This is a genomic window from Streptomyces lancefieldiae, from assembly GCF_031845825.1.
Classification (GTDB): domain Bacteria; phylum Actinomycetota; class Actinomycetes; order Streptomycetales; family Streptomycetaceae; genus Streptomyces; species Streptomyces lancefieldiae.
The window spans coordinates 1-14295 of the sequence record NZ_JAVRFH010000067.1 but is presented as its reverse complement, the minus strand read 5'-3'; the positions used below and the strand labels follow the sequence as shown (position 1 = coordinate 14295).

The following is a 14295-nucleotide window of genomic DNA, read 5'->3' as shown; positions in this document are numbered from 1 at the left end:
CCAGCCCCGGGCACGGCGAAGGGCCCCGTCCGCAGACCGGACGGGGCCCTTCGACCGTGGTGTGGCGACGCTGGAGGGTCAGTGGTGGCCGTGGCCGCTCGTGATCTCCTTGTACTCCTCGACAGTCGGCTTCGGAATCTGCGACTCCTCGCCGTAGTACGCCTTGCTGAGCTTGGCGCGCAGCTTCTCCGTGCCCTTCGGCTTGCGCTCGACACCGTTCTCGTCGACCGTCGGGCCGATCTCGGCCGGCTTGTACTGCTCGTGCGCCGTGAGGGTGTACAGCTGCTCCTGGCTGAGCGGCTCGTGCACCTCGATGAACTCACCGTGCGGCAGGCGCTTGATGATGCCCGCCTCGCGGCCGTGCAGCACCTTGTCCCTGTCCCGGCGCTGGAGGCCGAGGCAGATGCGCTTGGTGGCGATGAACGCGAGGACCGGGCCGACGAAGAACGCGATGCGGACGAACCAGGTGATCGCGTTGATCGACAGGTGGAAGTGCGTGGCCCACAGGTCGTTGCCGCCACCGATCAGCAGCACGAAGTAGACGGTCAGCCAGGCGACACCGAAGGCCGTACGGGTCGGGGCGTTGCGCGGGCGGTCCAGGATGTGGTGCTCGCGCTTGTCGCCGGTGATCCACGACTCGATGAACGGGTAGACGCCGATCGCCACCAGGACCAGCGGGAAGATGATCAGCGGGACGAGCACACCCAGGACGAGCGTGTGACCCCAGAAGTTGATCTCCCAGCCGGGCATGACGCGGATCAGGCCCTCGGAGAAGCCCATGTACCAGTCGGGCTGGGCGCCCGTGGACACCTGGTCCGGACGGTAGGGGCCGATGGACCAGATCGGGTTGATCGTGGCGATGGCCGAGACCGCGGCGATCACACCGAAGACCAGGAAGAAGAAGCCTCCGGCCTTCGCCATGTACACCGGCAGCAGCGGCATGCCGACGACGTTCTTGTTGGTCTTGCCGGGACCCGCGAACTGCGTGTGCTTGTGGTAGAAGACCAGGATCAGGTGGCCGACCACCAGGCCGAGCATGATGCCCGGCAGCAGCAGGATGTGGATCGAGTAGAACCGGGCCACGAAGTCGTGGCCGGGGAACTCCCCGCCGAAGAGGAAGAACGAGATGTACGTGCCGATGATCGGCACGGACAGGATCGCGCCCTCCATGAAGCGGATACCGGTGCCCGAGAGCAGGTCGTCCGGGAGCGAGTAACCGGTGAAGCCGGTGAACATGCCGAGGACGAACAGCAGGAAGCCGAACAGCCAGTTGATCTCACGCGGCTTGCGGAACGCGCCGGTGAAGAAGACGCGCATCATGTGCACGAACATGCCGGCGAGGAAGACCAGCGCCGCCCAGTGGTGGATCTGCCGGATGAGCAGACCACCGCGGACGTCGAAGCTGATGTCCAGCGTCGAGGCGTACGCCTCGCTCATCAGCTGGCCCTGCAGCGGCACGTACGAACCGTGGTACGTGACCTCGTTCATCGACGGGTGGAAGAACAGCGTCAGGTACACACCCGTGAGGATGATGATGATGAAGCTGTAGAGGCAGACCTCACCCAACATGAACGACCAGTGGTCGGGGAAGATCTTGCGCATGTTGGCCTTGGCCAGGGAGTAGATCCCCAGCCGGCCGTCGGCCCAGTCGGCGACGCGCTCGCCGGCCGGTGCCTTCCCGCGAGAGCGGGGGGCTTCATTGGCTGTAGTGCTCATCCGCGCTCCCAGAAAGCAGGACCGACGGGCTCTTCGAAGTCGCCGAGCGCTTCGAGGTAGCCCTCGTCGTTCACGCCGATGCGCAGCTGCGGCAGGGCGTGACCGGCGGGACCGAAGATCACCCGGGCACCGTCGGCAAGGTCGAAGGTGGACTGGTGGCAGGGGCAGAGCGCGTGGTGCGTCTGCTGCTCGTACAGGGAGATCGGGCAACCGACATGGGTGCAGATCTTCGAGTACGCCACGATGCCCTCGTGCGACCACTCGAGCTCGCGCTTGTCCTTGATGGCCTCCGGCTCCAGCCGGATGATCATCAGGGCCGCCTTGGCGATCTCGTTCTGGAACTCCTCGTCGTGCTCCTCCAGGCCCTCGGGCATGGCGAAGGTGAGCGAGCCCACGGCGACGTCCGAGGGACGCAGCGGTTCGTGGGTGTTCATGTTGACGAGCAGCTTGCCCTTGGACCACAGGGTGTGGCGGAGCTTGGTCCCCGGCAGCGGGCCGAGGTCGCGCAGCAGGACGACGCCGGAGAGCGGCACCAGGGTGAGCGCGCCCAGCATCGTGTTGCGGATCAGCTTCCGGCGCCCGATCACGGACTCCTTGGCACCCTGCTTGAAGTCCGCGTGGACCTTGGCACGGACCTCGGGAGGCGCCTCGATCGGGTGACGCTCGTCGGCGATCTCCTCGTCGGACATCAGGGTGCGGGCCCAGTGGACCGCGCCCGCGCCGATGGCGAACAGCGCGACACCGAGCGTCATGCCGAGCGCGAAGTTCAGCCCGCTGATGTGACCCAGCGGGAAGATGTAGACCGACTTGTCGACCGGGATCGTCACGAACGCGGCGATGAAGCCGATGGTGGCCAGCATCGACACCGTGAACAGCAGGGCGACCGTGCGCTCGGACCGCTTGGCGGCCCGCTCGTCGTCGTCCTGGACGCGGTGCTCGTGGGGCGGCAGGCCCGGGTCGGCGAACGGGTTCTGCTCGTCCGCGACCTTCACCGAGCCGTGCGGGGTGTCCTGCGCTACGGGCAGGTTCTCTTCTGGAATGTCTTGGCTACTCATGACTTCTTGGCCTTTGCGGTCCGAGCGGCGACCCAGACGGCGACGGCGATCAGCGCGCCCAGTCCGAAGACCCACGCGAACAGACCCTCACTGACCGGACCCAGGCCGCCGAGGTTGAGGCCGCCGGGTTCCACGGTCTCGTCGCCGTTGACCGCGTCCAGGTAGGCGATGATGTCCTTCTTGTTCTGCTCCGACAGGGTGGTGTCGGGGAAGGAGGGCATGTTCTGCGGGCCGGTCTGCATGGCCTCGTAGATGTGCTTCGGGTCGACGTCCTCGAGGGTGGGCGCGAACTTGCCGTGCGTCAGCGCGCCGCCCTTGCCGGTGAAGTTGTGGCACTGCGCGCAGTTGGTGCGGAACAGCTCACCGCCCTTGGCGACGTCCGCGCCCTCGGGGCCGTACTTCTCCTCCGACGGGACGGCCGGACCGGCACCCAGCGAGGCGATGTAGGCCGCCAGCTGGTCGATCTCCGCCTGGGAGTAGATGACCTTCTTGCGCGGGACCTGCGCGCCCGGCTGCTGGGCCGGCATACGGCCGGTGCCCACCTGGAAGTCGACGGCCGCGGCGCCCACGCCGACCAGGCTCGGACCGTCGGTGGTGCCCTGACCGCCGGTGCCGTGGCAGCTGGCACAGCCGACGGCGTAGAGCTTCTTGCCCTCGTCGATGGCGAGGGACTGGGCGGTTTCATCGGCCTGCGCCTTGCTCGCGGGTGCGAACGCGGCGTACAGCCCCCCTGTGCATGCCAGCGCGAGGAGTAGGACGACGAGCGCCGCCAGCGGGTGGCGTCGTCGTGCGGAGAGCTTTTTCACGGATTACCCCGGTGTCAGGATCTTCTGCGTCGATGCTTCTGGTATTGCGCGGGTGCGTGCCGCGACTACTTGATCATGTAGATCGTGGCGAAGAGGCCGATCCAGACGACATCGACGAAGTGCCAGTAGTAGGACACGACGATGGCGGCGGTCGCCTGCTCGTGGGTGAACCTCCGGGCCGCGTAGGTGCGGCCGAGGACCAGCAGGAAGGCGATCAGCCCGCCCGTCACGTGCAGTCCGTGGAAGCCGGTGGTCAGGTAGAACACCGAGCCGTACGGGTCCGACGAGAGCGAGAGGCCCTCGTGCTTGACCAGCTCGGTGTACTCGAACACCTGACCGCCGATGAAGATCGCACCCATCACGAAGGTGACGATGAACCACATCCGGAGCTTCTTCACGTCACCGCGCTCGGCCGCGAACACGCCGAGCTGACAGGTGAGGGAGGAGAGCACCAGGATCGTGGTGTTCGTCGCGGAGAACGGGAAGTTCAGCGCGTCGGCCTTCTCGGACCAGAAGTCCGGGCCGGTCACCGATCGCAGGGTGAAGTACATCGCGAAGAGGGCCGCGAAGAACATCAGCTCGGAACTCAACCAGATGATGGTTCCGACGCTGGTGAGGTTCGGCCGGTTGACCGACGGGTGCGCGTGCCCGGTTTCTACTGTCGTTGCTGTCGCCACGACCGACATTATGTCGGTCGCTTATCCCGCCCTCACCCCGGGGGGTGCCGTTCGGAGTGTCCGCACCGTCTGTACTGCCCGTATGGCCCATCGAACAGCCCGTCGAAGCCGTGTCCGAACCAGTGTTGACGGGCAGTTCGAGGGAGTAGCATCCGGCGCAACGGGCTACGACAGTCTCATCGGGCTTCATCGGTCTTCACCGCGTCATCGGAGGAAGCATGCAGACGACCGCCACGGTGCTGGTCTACAGCGACGACTCCAACACCCGCGAGCAGGTGCGGCTGGCGACCGGTCGCCGGCCCGCTCCGGACGTGCCCGTGGTCGAGTTCGTGGAGTGCGCCACCCCGGCCGCCGTGCTCAAGGAGCTGGACAAGGGCGGGATCGACGTCTGCGTGCTGGACGGCGAGGCCGTGCCCATGGGCGGCATGGGAATGTGCCGGCAGATCAAGGACGAGGTCTTCCGCTGCCCGCCGGTGCTGCTGCTGATCGCACGGCCGCAGGACGCGTGGCTGGCCACGTGGAGCCGTGCGGAGGCGGCTGTGGCGCTTCCGGTGGAGCCGGTCGAGTTCGCGGGCGCGCTGGCCGCGCTGCTGCGGCAGAAGAGGCTGCAGGGCGTCTAGGGCCTGTCTGACCATTCCCGTCGTCGCCCGGAGGGCGGCCTCGCGGCGTCAGGTGCGTGCTCTCGGCGTGCCGGGCGCAGAGCCTCGTACGGGATGTACTCGGCTCTGCGCCCGGTGCGGCGAGAGTGCGTGCGTGGCGTCGCGAGGCAGGCGGGAATCGTCAGACAGGCCCTCGGGGCCTCTTGGGGCGCCTGAGGGGCGGGGGCGGACCCCGCGCCCCCCTTCGGGGCGCTCACACCGCCGTCGGCCGTAGCCGTGCCGCCTCCTGACTGGTCGAGGCGCTCCCGGTGCCACCCGTAAGGGCACTGCCGGTGCGCCACTTGGTCCAGTCCAGGTTCCAGTCGCCGAAGCCGTTGCCGAAGGATTCCATCGTCTTGCCGCCGGAGTTGACGACCTCGACGAGGTCGCCCTCCTGGAACTCGCCGAAGAACCACTTCGCGTTGGCGTTGCTCATGCCGACACAGCCGTGACTGACGTTGGCGGAGCCCTGGGAGCCGACGGACCAGGGGGCGGCGTGCACGTACTCGCCGCTCCAGGTGACCCGGGTGGCGAAGTACACGGGCAGGTCGTAGGACTCCGAGGAGCCCTCGGCGATACCCACGGTGCTGCTGCGCATGCGTACGAAGGGTTCCTTGCCCAGGACGACCTTGACGCCGTTGCGGGTCTCGAAGCCTGGTTTGCCGGTGGTGACGGGGATCTTCCTGATCTCCTTGCCGTCCCGGTAGACCGTGAGCGTGTGCGCGGCGGCGTCGGTGACGGCCACGACGCGGTCGTTGGTGGTGATCTTCAGGGGCTTGGCGGTGCCGCCCCACATCCGTTCGCCGATCTTGATGCCGTCGAGGGCGCTGCGGACCTGGACGGTGGCGTGGGCGGGCCAGTACTCCCTGGGCCGGTAGTGGAGTTTCTTGTCGTCCACCCAGTACCAGGCGCCCTCGACCGCGGGCGTGGAGTCCACCTTCAGGGCGCGTTCCACCACGGCCCGCTCGGCCCTGTCCCGGACCGGCTGGCTCAGTTCCGCGGTGATGGGCTGACCGACGCCGTACGCGCCCGCCTCGGGCCCGAAGACGACGTTCAGGGTCTTCTTCGCGCTGGGTTTGCCGGTCTCGAGGGTGAGGACCTTGCGGCCGGGCGCGCCGTCGCCGTTCTCGGTGCTGACCCGCACGGTGTAACGGGCGTTGGCGGCCAGCGGGGAGGTGCTGTGCCAGCGGGCGCCGTCGGCGGAGAGTTCGCCCGCCACGTAGCGGCCCGTCGCGTCCATGGCCGTGACGTCCGTGATGCGCCCGTCGGCGCCCTCGGCGACGACCTCCAGGGGCTCGTTGGGGTCGGCCTTCTTTCCGACGTCCGTGGGACCGTTGAAGGAGATCTGGCCGGCCGCGTCGTACGGCGCGGCCGACAGCGGGTTGTCGTCGCCGATGCAGGCGGTGACGCTCGCGCCGAGGGCGATCACCAGCAGGGTGCAGCCGACGACCGTACGCCCCCGCGCCTGGAAGTGAACCGTGTCGTTCATGGCCTCACGCTAAGGAGCGGCGTCAATGGCGGCACGGCGGGTAACCCGGACGAGTGAAGGATGGTGCGGCGAACGCAAGGGCCCGGACACTCCTGGGGGAGTGTCCGGGCCCTTGGGCGCTCAGTGGTGCTACTGGGTGCGGTTCTCACCGCGGTAGTACTCGAAGACCCAGCCGAACAGGCCGATGAGGATCACCGGTGCCGAGAAGTACATGACCCACCAGCCGACCGCCACGCCCAGGAAGGCGAGGGCGCCACCGACGCCGAGCGCCAGGGGCTGCCAGCTGTGCGGGCTGAAGAACCCGACCTCTCCGGCGTCGTCCGCGACGTCCGCTTCCTTGTTGTCCTGGGCACCGGCGTCGACCCGCCTGGCCGTGAAGGCCAGGTAGAAGCCGATCATGATGGCCAGGCCGAAGGCCAGGAAGAGGGCCGTGGTGCCGGCCGGCTCCTTCGACCAGTAGCCGTAGACGATCGCGACGGCCAGGATGAAGACGCTCAGCCAGATGAAGAGCTTGCCCTGGATCTTCACTTGCCGGCCTCCTTGCCGCCAGCGAGAGCCTTCTCCCCGTGACCGACGTTCTCGAGCTGATCGAGCGCGGAGATCTCCGGGTGGTGCAGGTCGAAGGCGGGGGATTCACTGCGGATGCGGGGCAGCGTGAGGAAGTTGTGCCGCGGCGGCGGGCAGGAGGTCGCCCACTCGAGCGAGCGGCCGTAGCCCCACGGGTCGTCCACGCCGACCGGCTTGCCGTACTTGGCCGTCTTCCAGATGTTGTAGAAGAACGGCAGGATCGACATGCCGAGCAGGAACGAGCTGATCGTCGAGATCGTGTTCAGCGCGGTGAAGCCGTCGGCGTCCAGGTAGTCGGCGTACCGGCGCGGCATGCCCTCGGCACCCAGCCAGTGCTGGACCAGGAACGTGCCGTGGAAGCCGATGAACAGCGTCCAGAAGGTGATCTTGCCCAGGCGCTCGTCGAGCATCTTGCCGGTGAACTTCGGCCACCAGAAGTGGAAGCCGGCGAACATCGCGAACACCACCGTGCCGAACACCACGTAGTGGAAGTGCGCCACCACGAAGTACGAGTCCGAGACGTGGAAGTCCAGCGGCGGCGAGGCCAGGATGACACCGGTCAGACCACCGAAGAGGAAGGTGATCAGGAAGCCGGCCGACCACAGCATCGGTGTCTCGAAGGACAACGAGCCCTTCCACATGGTGCCGATCCAGTTGAAGAACTTCACACCGGTCGGGACCGCGATCAGGAAGGTCATGAAGGAGAAGAACGGCAACAGCACGCCGCCCGTGACGTACATGTGGTGCGCCCACACCGTCACCGACAGACCCGCGATCGCGATCGTCGCGGCGATCAGGCCCATGTAACCGAAGATCGGCTTGCGGGAGAAGACCGGGATGATCTCACTGACGATGCCGAAGAACGGCAACGCGATGATGTACACCTCTGGATGCCCGAAGAACCAGAACAGGTGTTGCCACAGCAACGCCCCGCCGTTGGCCGAGTCGAAGACGTGCGCGCCGAACTTGCGGTCCGCCTCCAGCGCGAACAGGGCCGCGGCCAGGACGGGGAAGGCCAGCAGGACCAGCACACCGGTCAGCAGCACGTTCCAGGTGAAGATCGGCATGCGGAACATGGTCATGCCGGGCGCGCGCATGCAGATGATCGTGGTGATGAAGTTGACCGAGCCGAGGATGGTGCCGAAGCCGGAGAAGGCCAGACCCATGATCCACAGGTCACCGCCGATGCCCGGCGAGTGCACCGCGTCGGACAGCGGCGAGTAGGCGAACCAGCCGAAGTCGGCCGCGCCCTGCGGGGTCAGGAAGCCGCCCACCGCGATGAGCGAGCCGAACAGGTACAGCCAGTAGGCGAACATGTTCAGCCGTGGGAAGGCCACGTCCGGGGCGCCGATCTGCAGCGGCATGATCCAGTTCGCGAAGCCGGAGAACAGCGGCGTCGCGAACATCAGCAGCATGATCGTGCCGTGCATCGTGAACGCCTGGTTGAACTGCTCGTTCGACATGATCTGCAGACCCGGCCGGGCCAGCTCGGCGCGCATGATGAGCGCCATCACGCCGCCGATGCAGAAGAACGCGAACGACGTCACCAGATAGAGCGTGCCGATCGTCTTGTGGTCCGTGGTCGTCAACCACTTGATCACGACGTTGCCGGGCTGCTTGCGCCGTACCGGCAGCTCGTTCTCGTACGAGTCCTCTGCTGCCGAGGCACCCTGGGGTTCGTTGAGGATGCTCACAGGTTGTTCGTCTCCCGGTTCTTCTCGTGGCTCGTCTGCGCGATGCCCGCGGGAACGTAACCGGTCTGCCCCTTCTTCACGAGGTCCTGGAGGTGCTGCTCGTAGCGCTCCGGGGAGACGACCTTCACGTTGAACAGCATCCGGGAGTGGTCGACGCCGCACAGCTCGGCGCACTTGCCCAGGAACGTGCCCTCCTTGTTGGGGGTCACCTCGAAGGCGTTGGTGTGGCCCGGAATGACGTCCTGCTTCATCAGGAACGGCACCACCCAGAAGGAGTGGATGACGTCACGCGAGGTCAGGACGAAGCGGACCGTCTTGCCCTTGGGGAGCCAGAGGGTCGGGCCCGGGTTGTTGGTCTGCGGGTTCCGCGTACCCGGAGTGCCGCAGTCGTAGGTGCCGCCGGCGTTCGCCGGGAACTCCTTCTTGAACCGGTCCGGGATCGCGGACAGTTCCTCGGAGGTCTTGGCGTCCCCGGTGGAACCGGCGACGTCCTCGACGTAGTTGAAGCACCAGCTCCACTGGAAGCCGACCACGTTGACCGTGACGTCGGGATTCTTCTTGAGGCTCAGGAGCTCGGACTCGTCACGGGCGGTGAAGTAGAACAGCACCGAGACGATGACGAGCGGAACCATGGTGTACAGCGCCTCGATGGGCAGGTTGTACCTGGTCTGCGGAGGGACCTCGACCTTGGTGCGGCTGCGCCGGTGGAAGAAGCAACTCCACAGGATCAGGCCCCACACCAGCACGCCGGTGGCCAGCGCGGCAGCCCACGATCCCTGCCACAGGGAGAGGATCCGCGGAGCCTCTTCCGTGGTTGGGGTGGGCATGCCGAGGCGGGGGAAGTCCTCGTATGTGCAACCGGTGGCGGTCGCCAGGACCAGGCCCGCGGTCAGTGCCTGCAGCAGCTTCCGCCGCATCGGGCGCCGCGGCGAGCGGTCGGAGCCGTTGGGACTCACGTAGCGCCTTCCCGAGAGTCTCGCCCGCGCTGTTCGGCTGCGGCCTTCTCGCTGGTCGGTCGCCGCCCTGCGTCGGGCAGGGGTTTGATGTTTATGCGGACCAAACCCTAGCCGACGCCCTCCGGGGGGTCGCGGGGAGGGTGGCATACGCGCCGCCGGTCACTCCGAAGGGTGGGATCAGGCGCCTACGGAGGCCGGACCGGGGGTCGTTTGGCGGCTGACGGTCCGTCGTGGCCGGTCGCCCCCGCGCGGCGGAGCCGCACATCGGCACAGCCCGGCGCCCCTCGGCGGCGCTTCCCGGCCGGACGTCATAGCGTTGCCGTGTGCCCTACTTCGATGCCGCTTCCGCCGCTCCTCTTCATCCGGTCGCCCGTCAGGCGCTGTTGGCCTCCCTGGACGAGGGGTGGGCCGATCCCGCGCGGCTGTACCGGGAAGGGCGTCGGGCGCGGCTGTTGCTCGACGCGGCGCGGGAGGCGGCGGCCGAGGCCGTGGGGTGCCGGGCGGACGAGCTGGTGTTCACCCCTTCGGGGACGCGGGCGGTGCATTCGGGGGTCGCGGGGGCGCTGGCCGGGCGGCGCCGCGTCGGGCGTCACCTGATCGTGTCAGCCGTCGAACACTCCTCCGTTCTGCACGCCGCCGAAGCACACGAGGGTGACGGCGGGACGCTCACCCAGGTGCCCGTGGACCGGACGGGGACGGTGGACCCGGTGGCGTACGCGGCGGCGCTGCGCGAGGACACCGCGCTCGCCTGCCTGCAGTCCGCCAACCACGAGGTGGGCACCGAGCAGCCGGTGGCGGCCGTGGCCGAGGCCTGCCGGGCGGCGGGGGTGCCGCTGCTGGTGGACGCGGCCCAGTCGCTGGGCTGGGGCAGGGTGGCGGGCGACTGGTCACTGCTCGCGGCGAGCGCGCACAAGTGGGGCGGGCCGTCGGGGGTCGGACTGCTCGTGGTCCGCAAGGGCGTGCGGTTCGCGTCGCAAGGCCCCGGGGACGAACGGGAGTCGGGCCGGATGCCGGGCTTCGAGAACCTCCCGGCGATCGTGGCGGCGGCGGCGTCGCTGCGGGCGGTGCGGGCCGAGGCGGCCGAGGAGGCGGCCCGGCTGCGCGAGCTGACCGAGCGGATCCGGACCCGGGTGCCCGCGCTGGTGCCGGACGTGGAGGTGGTCGGCGACCCGGTGCGCCGGCTGCCCGGCGTGGTCACCTTCTCGTGTCTCTATGTCGACGGGGAGACCTTGCTGCACGAGCTGGACCGCGCGGGTTTCTCGGTCTCCTCCGGTTCGTCCTGCACCAGCAGCACCCTGACACCGAGCCACGTCCTGAGGGCGATGGGCGTGCTCAGCGAGGGCAACGTCCGGGTCTCGCTGCCGCCGGGGACCGCGCCCGAGGACGTCGAGCGGTTCCTTGAGGTGCTGCCGGGCACGGTGGCCGCGGTGCGGGAGAGACTGGGGGCGCCGGTGGCCACGGGGACCGCCCGGGAGGGCGGCGGCGAGCTCGTCGTGGACGCGCTGGGCCGCCGCTGCCCCATCCCGGTGATCGAACTGGCCAAGGTCATCGGCGACGTGCCCGTCGGGGGCACGGTCCGCGTCCTGTCCGACGACGCGGCGGCCCGGCTGGACATCCCCGCGTGGTGCGAGATGCGGGGCCAGGAGTACGTGGGCGAGGAACCGGCGGACCGGGGAACGGCCTACGTGGTCCGCCGGGTGGGCTGACACCGCCGGACCAGCGGTCGCCCGGGGGTCACCCGGCGCGGGTCAGCCCAGGTGCGCCTGGACCTCCGCGGCGGCCTCGTCCCCGTACGCCTTGGTGAACCGCTCCATGAAGTGCACCCGCCGCAACTGGTACTCCTGGGTGCCCACCGTCTCGATGACCAGCGTCGCCAGCATGCACCCGACCTGCGCGGCCCGCTCCAGGGACACGCCCCACGCCAGTCCCGACAGGAACCCCGCGCGGAACGCGTCGCCGACCCCCGTGGGGTCGGCCTTGCGCTCCTCGTCGGGGACGCCGACCTCGATGGTCGCCTCGACGGCCCGCTCGATGCGCACGCCCCGCGCGCCGAGGGTGGTGACGCGGTGGCCGACGCGGCCGAGGATCTCCTCGTCGCTCCAGCCGGTCTTGGTCTCGATGAGCCCCTTCTCGTACTCGTTGGAGAAGAGGTAGGTCGCCCCGTCCAGCAGTATCCGGATCTCGTCGCCGTTCATCCGGGCGATCTGCTGGGAGAAGTCGGCGGCGAAGGGGATGGACCGGGTGCGGCACTCCTCGGTGTGGCGCAGCATCGCCTCCGGGTCGTCGGCGCCGATGGAGACCAGGTCGAGGCCGCCCACGCGGTCGGCGACGGTCTTCAGCTCGATGAGGCGGGCCTCGCTCATCGCGCCCGTGTAGAAGGAGCCGATCTGGTTGTGGTCGGCGTCGGTCGTGCAGACGAAGCGGGCGGTGTGCAGGGTCTCGGAGATGCGCACCGAGCCGGTGTCGACGCCGTGCCGGTCCAGCCAGGCCCGGTACTCGTCGAAGTCCGAGCCGGCCGCGCCGACCAGGATCGGCCGGGTGCCGAGCTGGCCCATGCCGAAGGCGATGTTCGCGGCGACGCCGCCCCGGCGTACGTCGAGCTGGTCGACCAGGAAGGAGAGCGAGACCGTGTGCAGCTGGTCCGCGACGAGCTGGTCGGAGAAACGGCCGGGGAAGGTCATGAGGTGGTCGGTGGCGATGGAGCCGGTGACTGCGATGCGCACGGCGTGGACTCTCTCCTGAGGGGGAGGCGGGTTGACAGTCCACGCTACCCGGGAGTGCCCCTGGCGCGAAGCAGGCAAAACTACCCGGTAGTACAACTTTCTTCGCGGTCCGGGCCGTGCCTACGGTTCTGTTATGACGAAGCCGACGAAGCCGAGGACCACCGACCCCGCCCCGGCCGAGCTGGACGGCGACCTGGCGACGCTGCGCGGTGACTGCGCCCGGATGGCCCCGCGCTGGGCGGCTCCGGCGCGTGCCTCGGGCCGTCCCGTCCCGCTGTCGCTCATCCACGGCGTGCGGGTGCCGCGGACGTCGGCCCGGTTGCTGGACGCGATGTCGGACTACGGCGACTGAGCCGTCCGGGCGACCCGTGCGGCCGCCGGGAACCGGATCCCGCCCCACCGCGTCCCATCGCTGTCCCCAGTCACAGCCGAAGGAGCGATGCGGTGAACACCGAGCGACCCGACAACGACGACGCCGCCGCCGAGACCGGCCACGGGCGTCCCGCGCGGCGGCGTCCTCCGGCGCTCGTCGTCGCCTCCGTCGCCGCCGCCGTGCTGCTGGTCGGGACCGGCGGGGCGTATCTGGCCACGTCCGCCTCCGGCGGCTCGGACGGTGGTACGTCGTCCGGCGCGTCGGGCGACGACACTCCCCCGCCGCTCGCCCTCGACGGCTACGGGGCACCCTCGCAGGGCGGCACGAACGGCATCGCGCCCGGCGAGCCCGACCCGTACGGCGTCACCTACCGCGCCGACGGCCCGCTCCCCGAGGGCCCCGCGTCGGCGCCCGTGTACCGGGCCGAGGGCCAGGTCACCGAGGACGAGGTGGCCCGGCTGGCGAAGGCCCTCGGCGTGGACGGGGCACCGGTGGCGCAGGGGACCACCTGGAGGGCGGGCAACGCCGAGGACGGTTCCGGTCCGCTGCTCACGGTGAACCGGCGGGCGCCGGGCACCTGGACGTTCCACCGCTACGCGCCCGGCACCGACAACTGCAGGAAGGGCCCCGCGTGCGGGGCCCCGTCCGCCGACGGGACGCCGGTGAGCGAGGCGGCCGCGAAGAAGGCGGCGGCGCCGGTGCTGAAGGCGGTGGGGCAGGACGACGCCAAACTGGACGCGAGCCAGGTCATGGGCGCCCGGCGCGCCGTGAACGCCGCACCCGAGGTCGGCGGGCTGCCCACGTACGGCTGGACGACGGGGGTCGTCGTCGGCGCCACCGGCGAGGTGGTCGGCGGCAGCGGACAGGTGAAGGCTCCGCTCCGGGGGGACACGTATCCCGTCCTGGACGCGCGGCGGACGCTGGCGCTGCTGAACGCGCCGGGTTCCGGCCCCGGCGCGGGCATCGGGGGCTGCGCGAGCCCCGTACCGCTGGAGGACGGCGCGGACACGCCCTGCGCGCCTGCGGCGGGGACACCGAAAAAGCCGGAGAAGCCGGAGAAGCAGACGATCACGGTCGAGGAGGCGGTGTTCGGGCTGGCCGCCCACTCCGTGGGGGGCCGGCAGACGCTGGTGCCGTCCTGGCTGTTCGAGGTGCGGGCGCCGGGCACGGAGGACGCCTTCACGGTCACCCATCCGGCGGTCGACCCGAAGTACCTGGCCGCCCCGCCCTCCGTCTCACCGTCCCCGTCCGGCGATCGGACCCCGGCGCCGGCCGAGCCGCGGGACGTCCGGGTGAGCGGCTACACGGCCGAGGGCAGCGAGCTGACCGTGCACTTCACCGGCGGGCTGTGCTCCGACTACGCCGCGACGGCGAAGGAGGGCGCGCAGGAGGTGACCGTCACGGTGACCGAGACCCCGCATCCGGACAGGGTCTGCATCCTGATCGCCAAGGAGTTCGAGCGGACGGTGCACCTGGACGAGCCGCTCGGCGGCCGGACGGTCGTGGGCTCGGACGGCGAGGACGTCCCGGCGCACAAGCCGGGCGCGCGGCTGCCGTAGCCGTCCCGGGGCCGGTGGCACCGCGGGAGCGGGAAGGGCGGC

Annotated in this window: 13 protein-coding genes; 4 read left to right on the top strand and 9 right to left on the bottom strand. The window is 69.5% G+C overall.

Features of this window, described 5'->3' with window-relative positions:
* Positions 1–78: 78 nt before the first annotated feature.
* The 4 genes from qcrB to ctaE all read right to left on the bottom strand — a co-directional run bounded on the left by qcrB (position 79) and on the right by ctaE (position 4263).
* On the bottom strand, positions 79–1716 hold the full coding sequence (qcrB, locus tag RM812_RS36290) for a cytochrome bc1 complex cytochrome b subunit (protein ID WP_311583340.1): 1638 nt from the start codon (positions 1714–1716) through the stop codon (positions 79–81).
* Positions 1713–2771, bottom strand: a complete 1059-nt coding sequence (qcrA, locus tag RM812_RS36285) for a cytochrome bc1 complex Rieske iron-sulfur subunit (protein ID WP_311583337.1) — start codon at positions 2769–2771, stop codon at positions 1713–1715. The genes qcrB and qcrA overlap by 4 nt, the downstream gene beginning before the upstream one ends.
* Entirely contained in the window at positions 2768–3577 is an 810-nt protein-coding gene (gene qcrC / locus RM812_RS36280) for a cytochrome bc1 complex diheme cytochrome c subunit (protein ID WP_311583334.1), read from the bottom strand. The genes qcrA and qcrC overlap by 4 nt, the downstream gene beginning before the upstream one ends.
* A gap of 65 nt (positions 3578–3642) precedes the next feature.
* Positions 3643–4263, bottom strand: coding sequence for an aa3-type cytochrome oxidase subunit III (gene ctaE / locus RM812_RS36275; RefSeq protein ID WP_029393865.1), 621 nt, complete (start codon positions 4261–4263; stop codon positions 3643–3645).
* 209 nt (positions 4264–4472) lie between these two features.
* Here ctaE and RM812_RS36270 point away from each other — a divergent pair, with 209 nt between their 5' ends.
* Positions 4473–4874 (top strand): response regulator, encoded by a 402-nt coding sequence (locus RM812_RS36270; protein ID WP_311583317.1) that lies wholly within the window; start codon positions 4473–4475, stop codon positions 4872–4874.
* A gap of 232 nt (positions 4875–5106) precedes the next feature.
* On the opposite strand, the gene RM812_RS36265 is transcribed toward RM812_RS36270, so the two are convergent.
* From RM812_RS36265 to ctaC, 4 genes are all read right to left on the bottom strand, one after another.
* On the bottom strand, positions 5107–6381 hold the full coding sequence (locus tag RM812_RS36265) for a L,D-transpeptidase (RefSeq protein WP_311583314.1): 1275 nt from the start codon (positions 6379–6381) through the stop codon (positions 5107–5109).
* 129 nt (positions 6382–6510) lie between these two features.
* A complete protein-coding gene (locus RM812_RS36260) occupies positions 6511–6909 on the bottom strand; it encodes a cytochrome c oxidase subunit 4 (RefSeq protein ID WP_311583311.1) in 399 nt (132 codons plus the stop codon).
* Entirely contained in the window at positions 6906–8642 is a 1737-nt protein-coding gene (ctaD, locus tag RM812_RS36255) for an aa3-type cytochrome oxidase subunit I (RefSeq protein WP_311583308.1), read from the bottom strand. The genes RM812_RS36260 and ctaD overlap by 4 nt, the downstream gene beginning before the upstream one ends.
* Positions 8639–9598, bottom strand: a complete 960-nt coding sequence (gene ctaC, locus RM812_RS36250; protein ID WP_311583305.1) for an aa3-type cytochrome oxidase subunit II — start codon at positions 9596–9598, stop codon at positions 8639–8641. Before ctaC ends, ctaD begins: the two co-directional genes overlap by 4 nt.
* A gap of 323 nt (positions 9599–9921) precedes the next feature.
* On the opposite strand from ctaC, the gene RM812_RS36245 reads away from it, so the two are divergent.
* Positions 9922–11304 (top strand): cysteine desulfurase/sulfurtransferase TusA family protein, encoded by a 1383-nt coding sequence (locus tag RM812_RS36245; protein WP_311583302.1) that lies wholly within the window; start codon positions 9922–9924, stop codon positions 11302–11304.
* Positions 11305–11346: 42 nt separating this feature from the next.
* Here RM812_RS36245 and RM812_RS36240 read toward each other — a convergent pair whose 3' ends face one another.
* Complete coding sequence (locus RM812_RS36240) at positions 11347–12321, bottom strand: carbohydrate kinase family protein (protein WP_311583299.1); 975 nt, start codon at positions 12319–12321, stop codon at positions 11347–11349.
* Between the two features lie 133 nt (positions 12322–12454).
* Between RM812_RS36240 and RM812_RS36235 the strand changes: the two genes are divergently transcribed.
* Both RM812_RS36235 and RM812_RS36230 read left to right on the top strand, forming a co-directional pair.
* On the top strand, positions 12455–12673 hold the full coding sequence (locus RM812_RS36235) for a hypothetical protein (protein ID WP_311583295.1): 219 nt from the start codon (positions 12455–12457) through the stop codon (positions 12671–12673).
* A 92-nt stretch (positions 12674–12765) separates the two neighbouring features.
* Positions 12766–14253: a hypothetical protein gene (locus tag RM812_RS36230; RefSeq protein ID WP_311583292.1), complete on the top strand. Its 1488-nt coding sequence runs from the start codon at positions 12766–12768 to the stop codon at positions 14251–14253.
* Positions 14254–14295 lie beyond the last annotated feature (42 nt).

What these genes read in the sequence shown, in the direction of transcription:
- ctaE (WP_029393865.1), bottom strand. Translation starts at nt 4,263, where the DNA reads ATGTCGGTCGTGGCGACAGCAACGACAGTAGAAACCGGGCACGCGCAC.
- RM812_RS36235 (WP_311583295.1), top strand. Translation starts at nt 12,455, where the DNA reads ATGACGAAGCCGACGAAGCCGAGGACCACCGACCCCGCCCCGGCCGAG.
- RM812_RS36265 (WP_311583314.1), bottom strand. Translation starts at nt 6,381, where the DNA reads ATGAACGACACGGTTCACTTCCAGGCGCGGGGGCGTACGGTCGTCGGC.
- qcrA (WP_311583337.1), bottom strand. Translation starts at nt 2,771, where the DNA reads ATGAGTAGCCAAGACATTCCAGAAGAGAACCTGCCCGTAGCGCAGGAC.
- qcrB (WP_311583340.1), bottom strand. Translation starts at nt 1,716, where the DNA reads ATGAGCACTACAGCCAATGAAGCCCCCCGCTCTCGCGGGAAGGCACCG.
- RM812_RS36270 (WP_311583317.1), top strand. Translation starts at nt 4,473, where the DNA reads ATGCAGACGACCGCCACGGTGCTGGTCTACAGCGACGACTCCAACACC.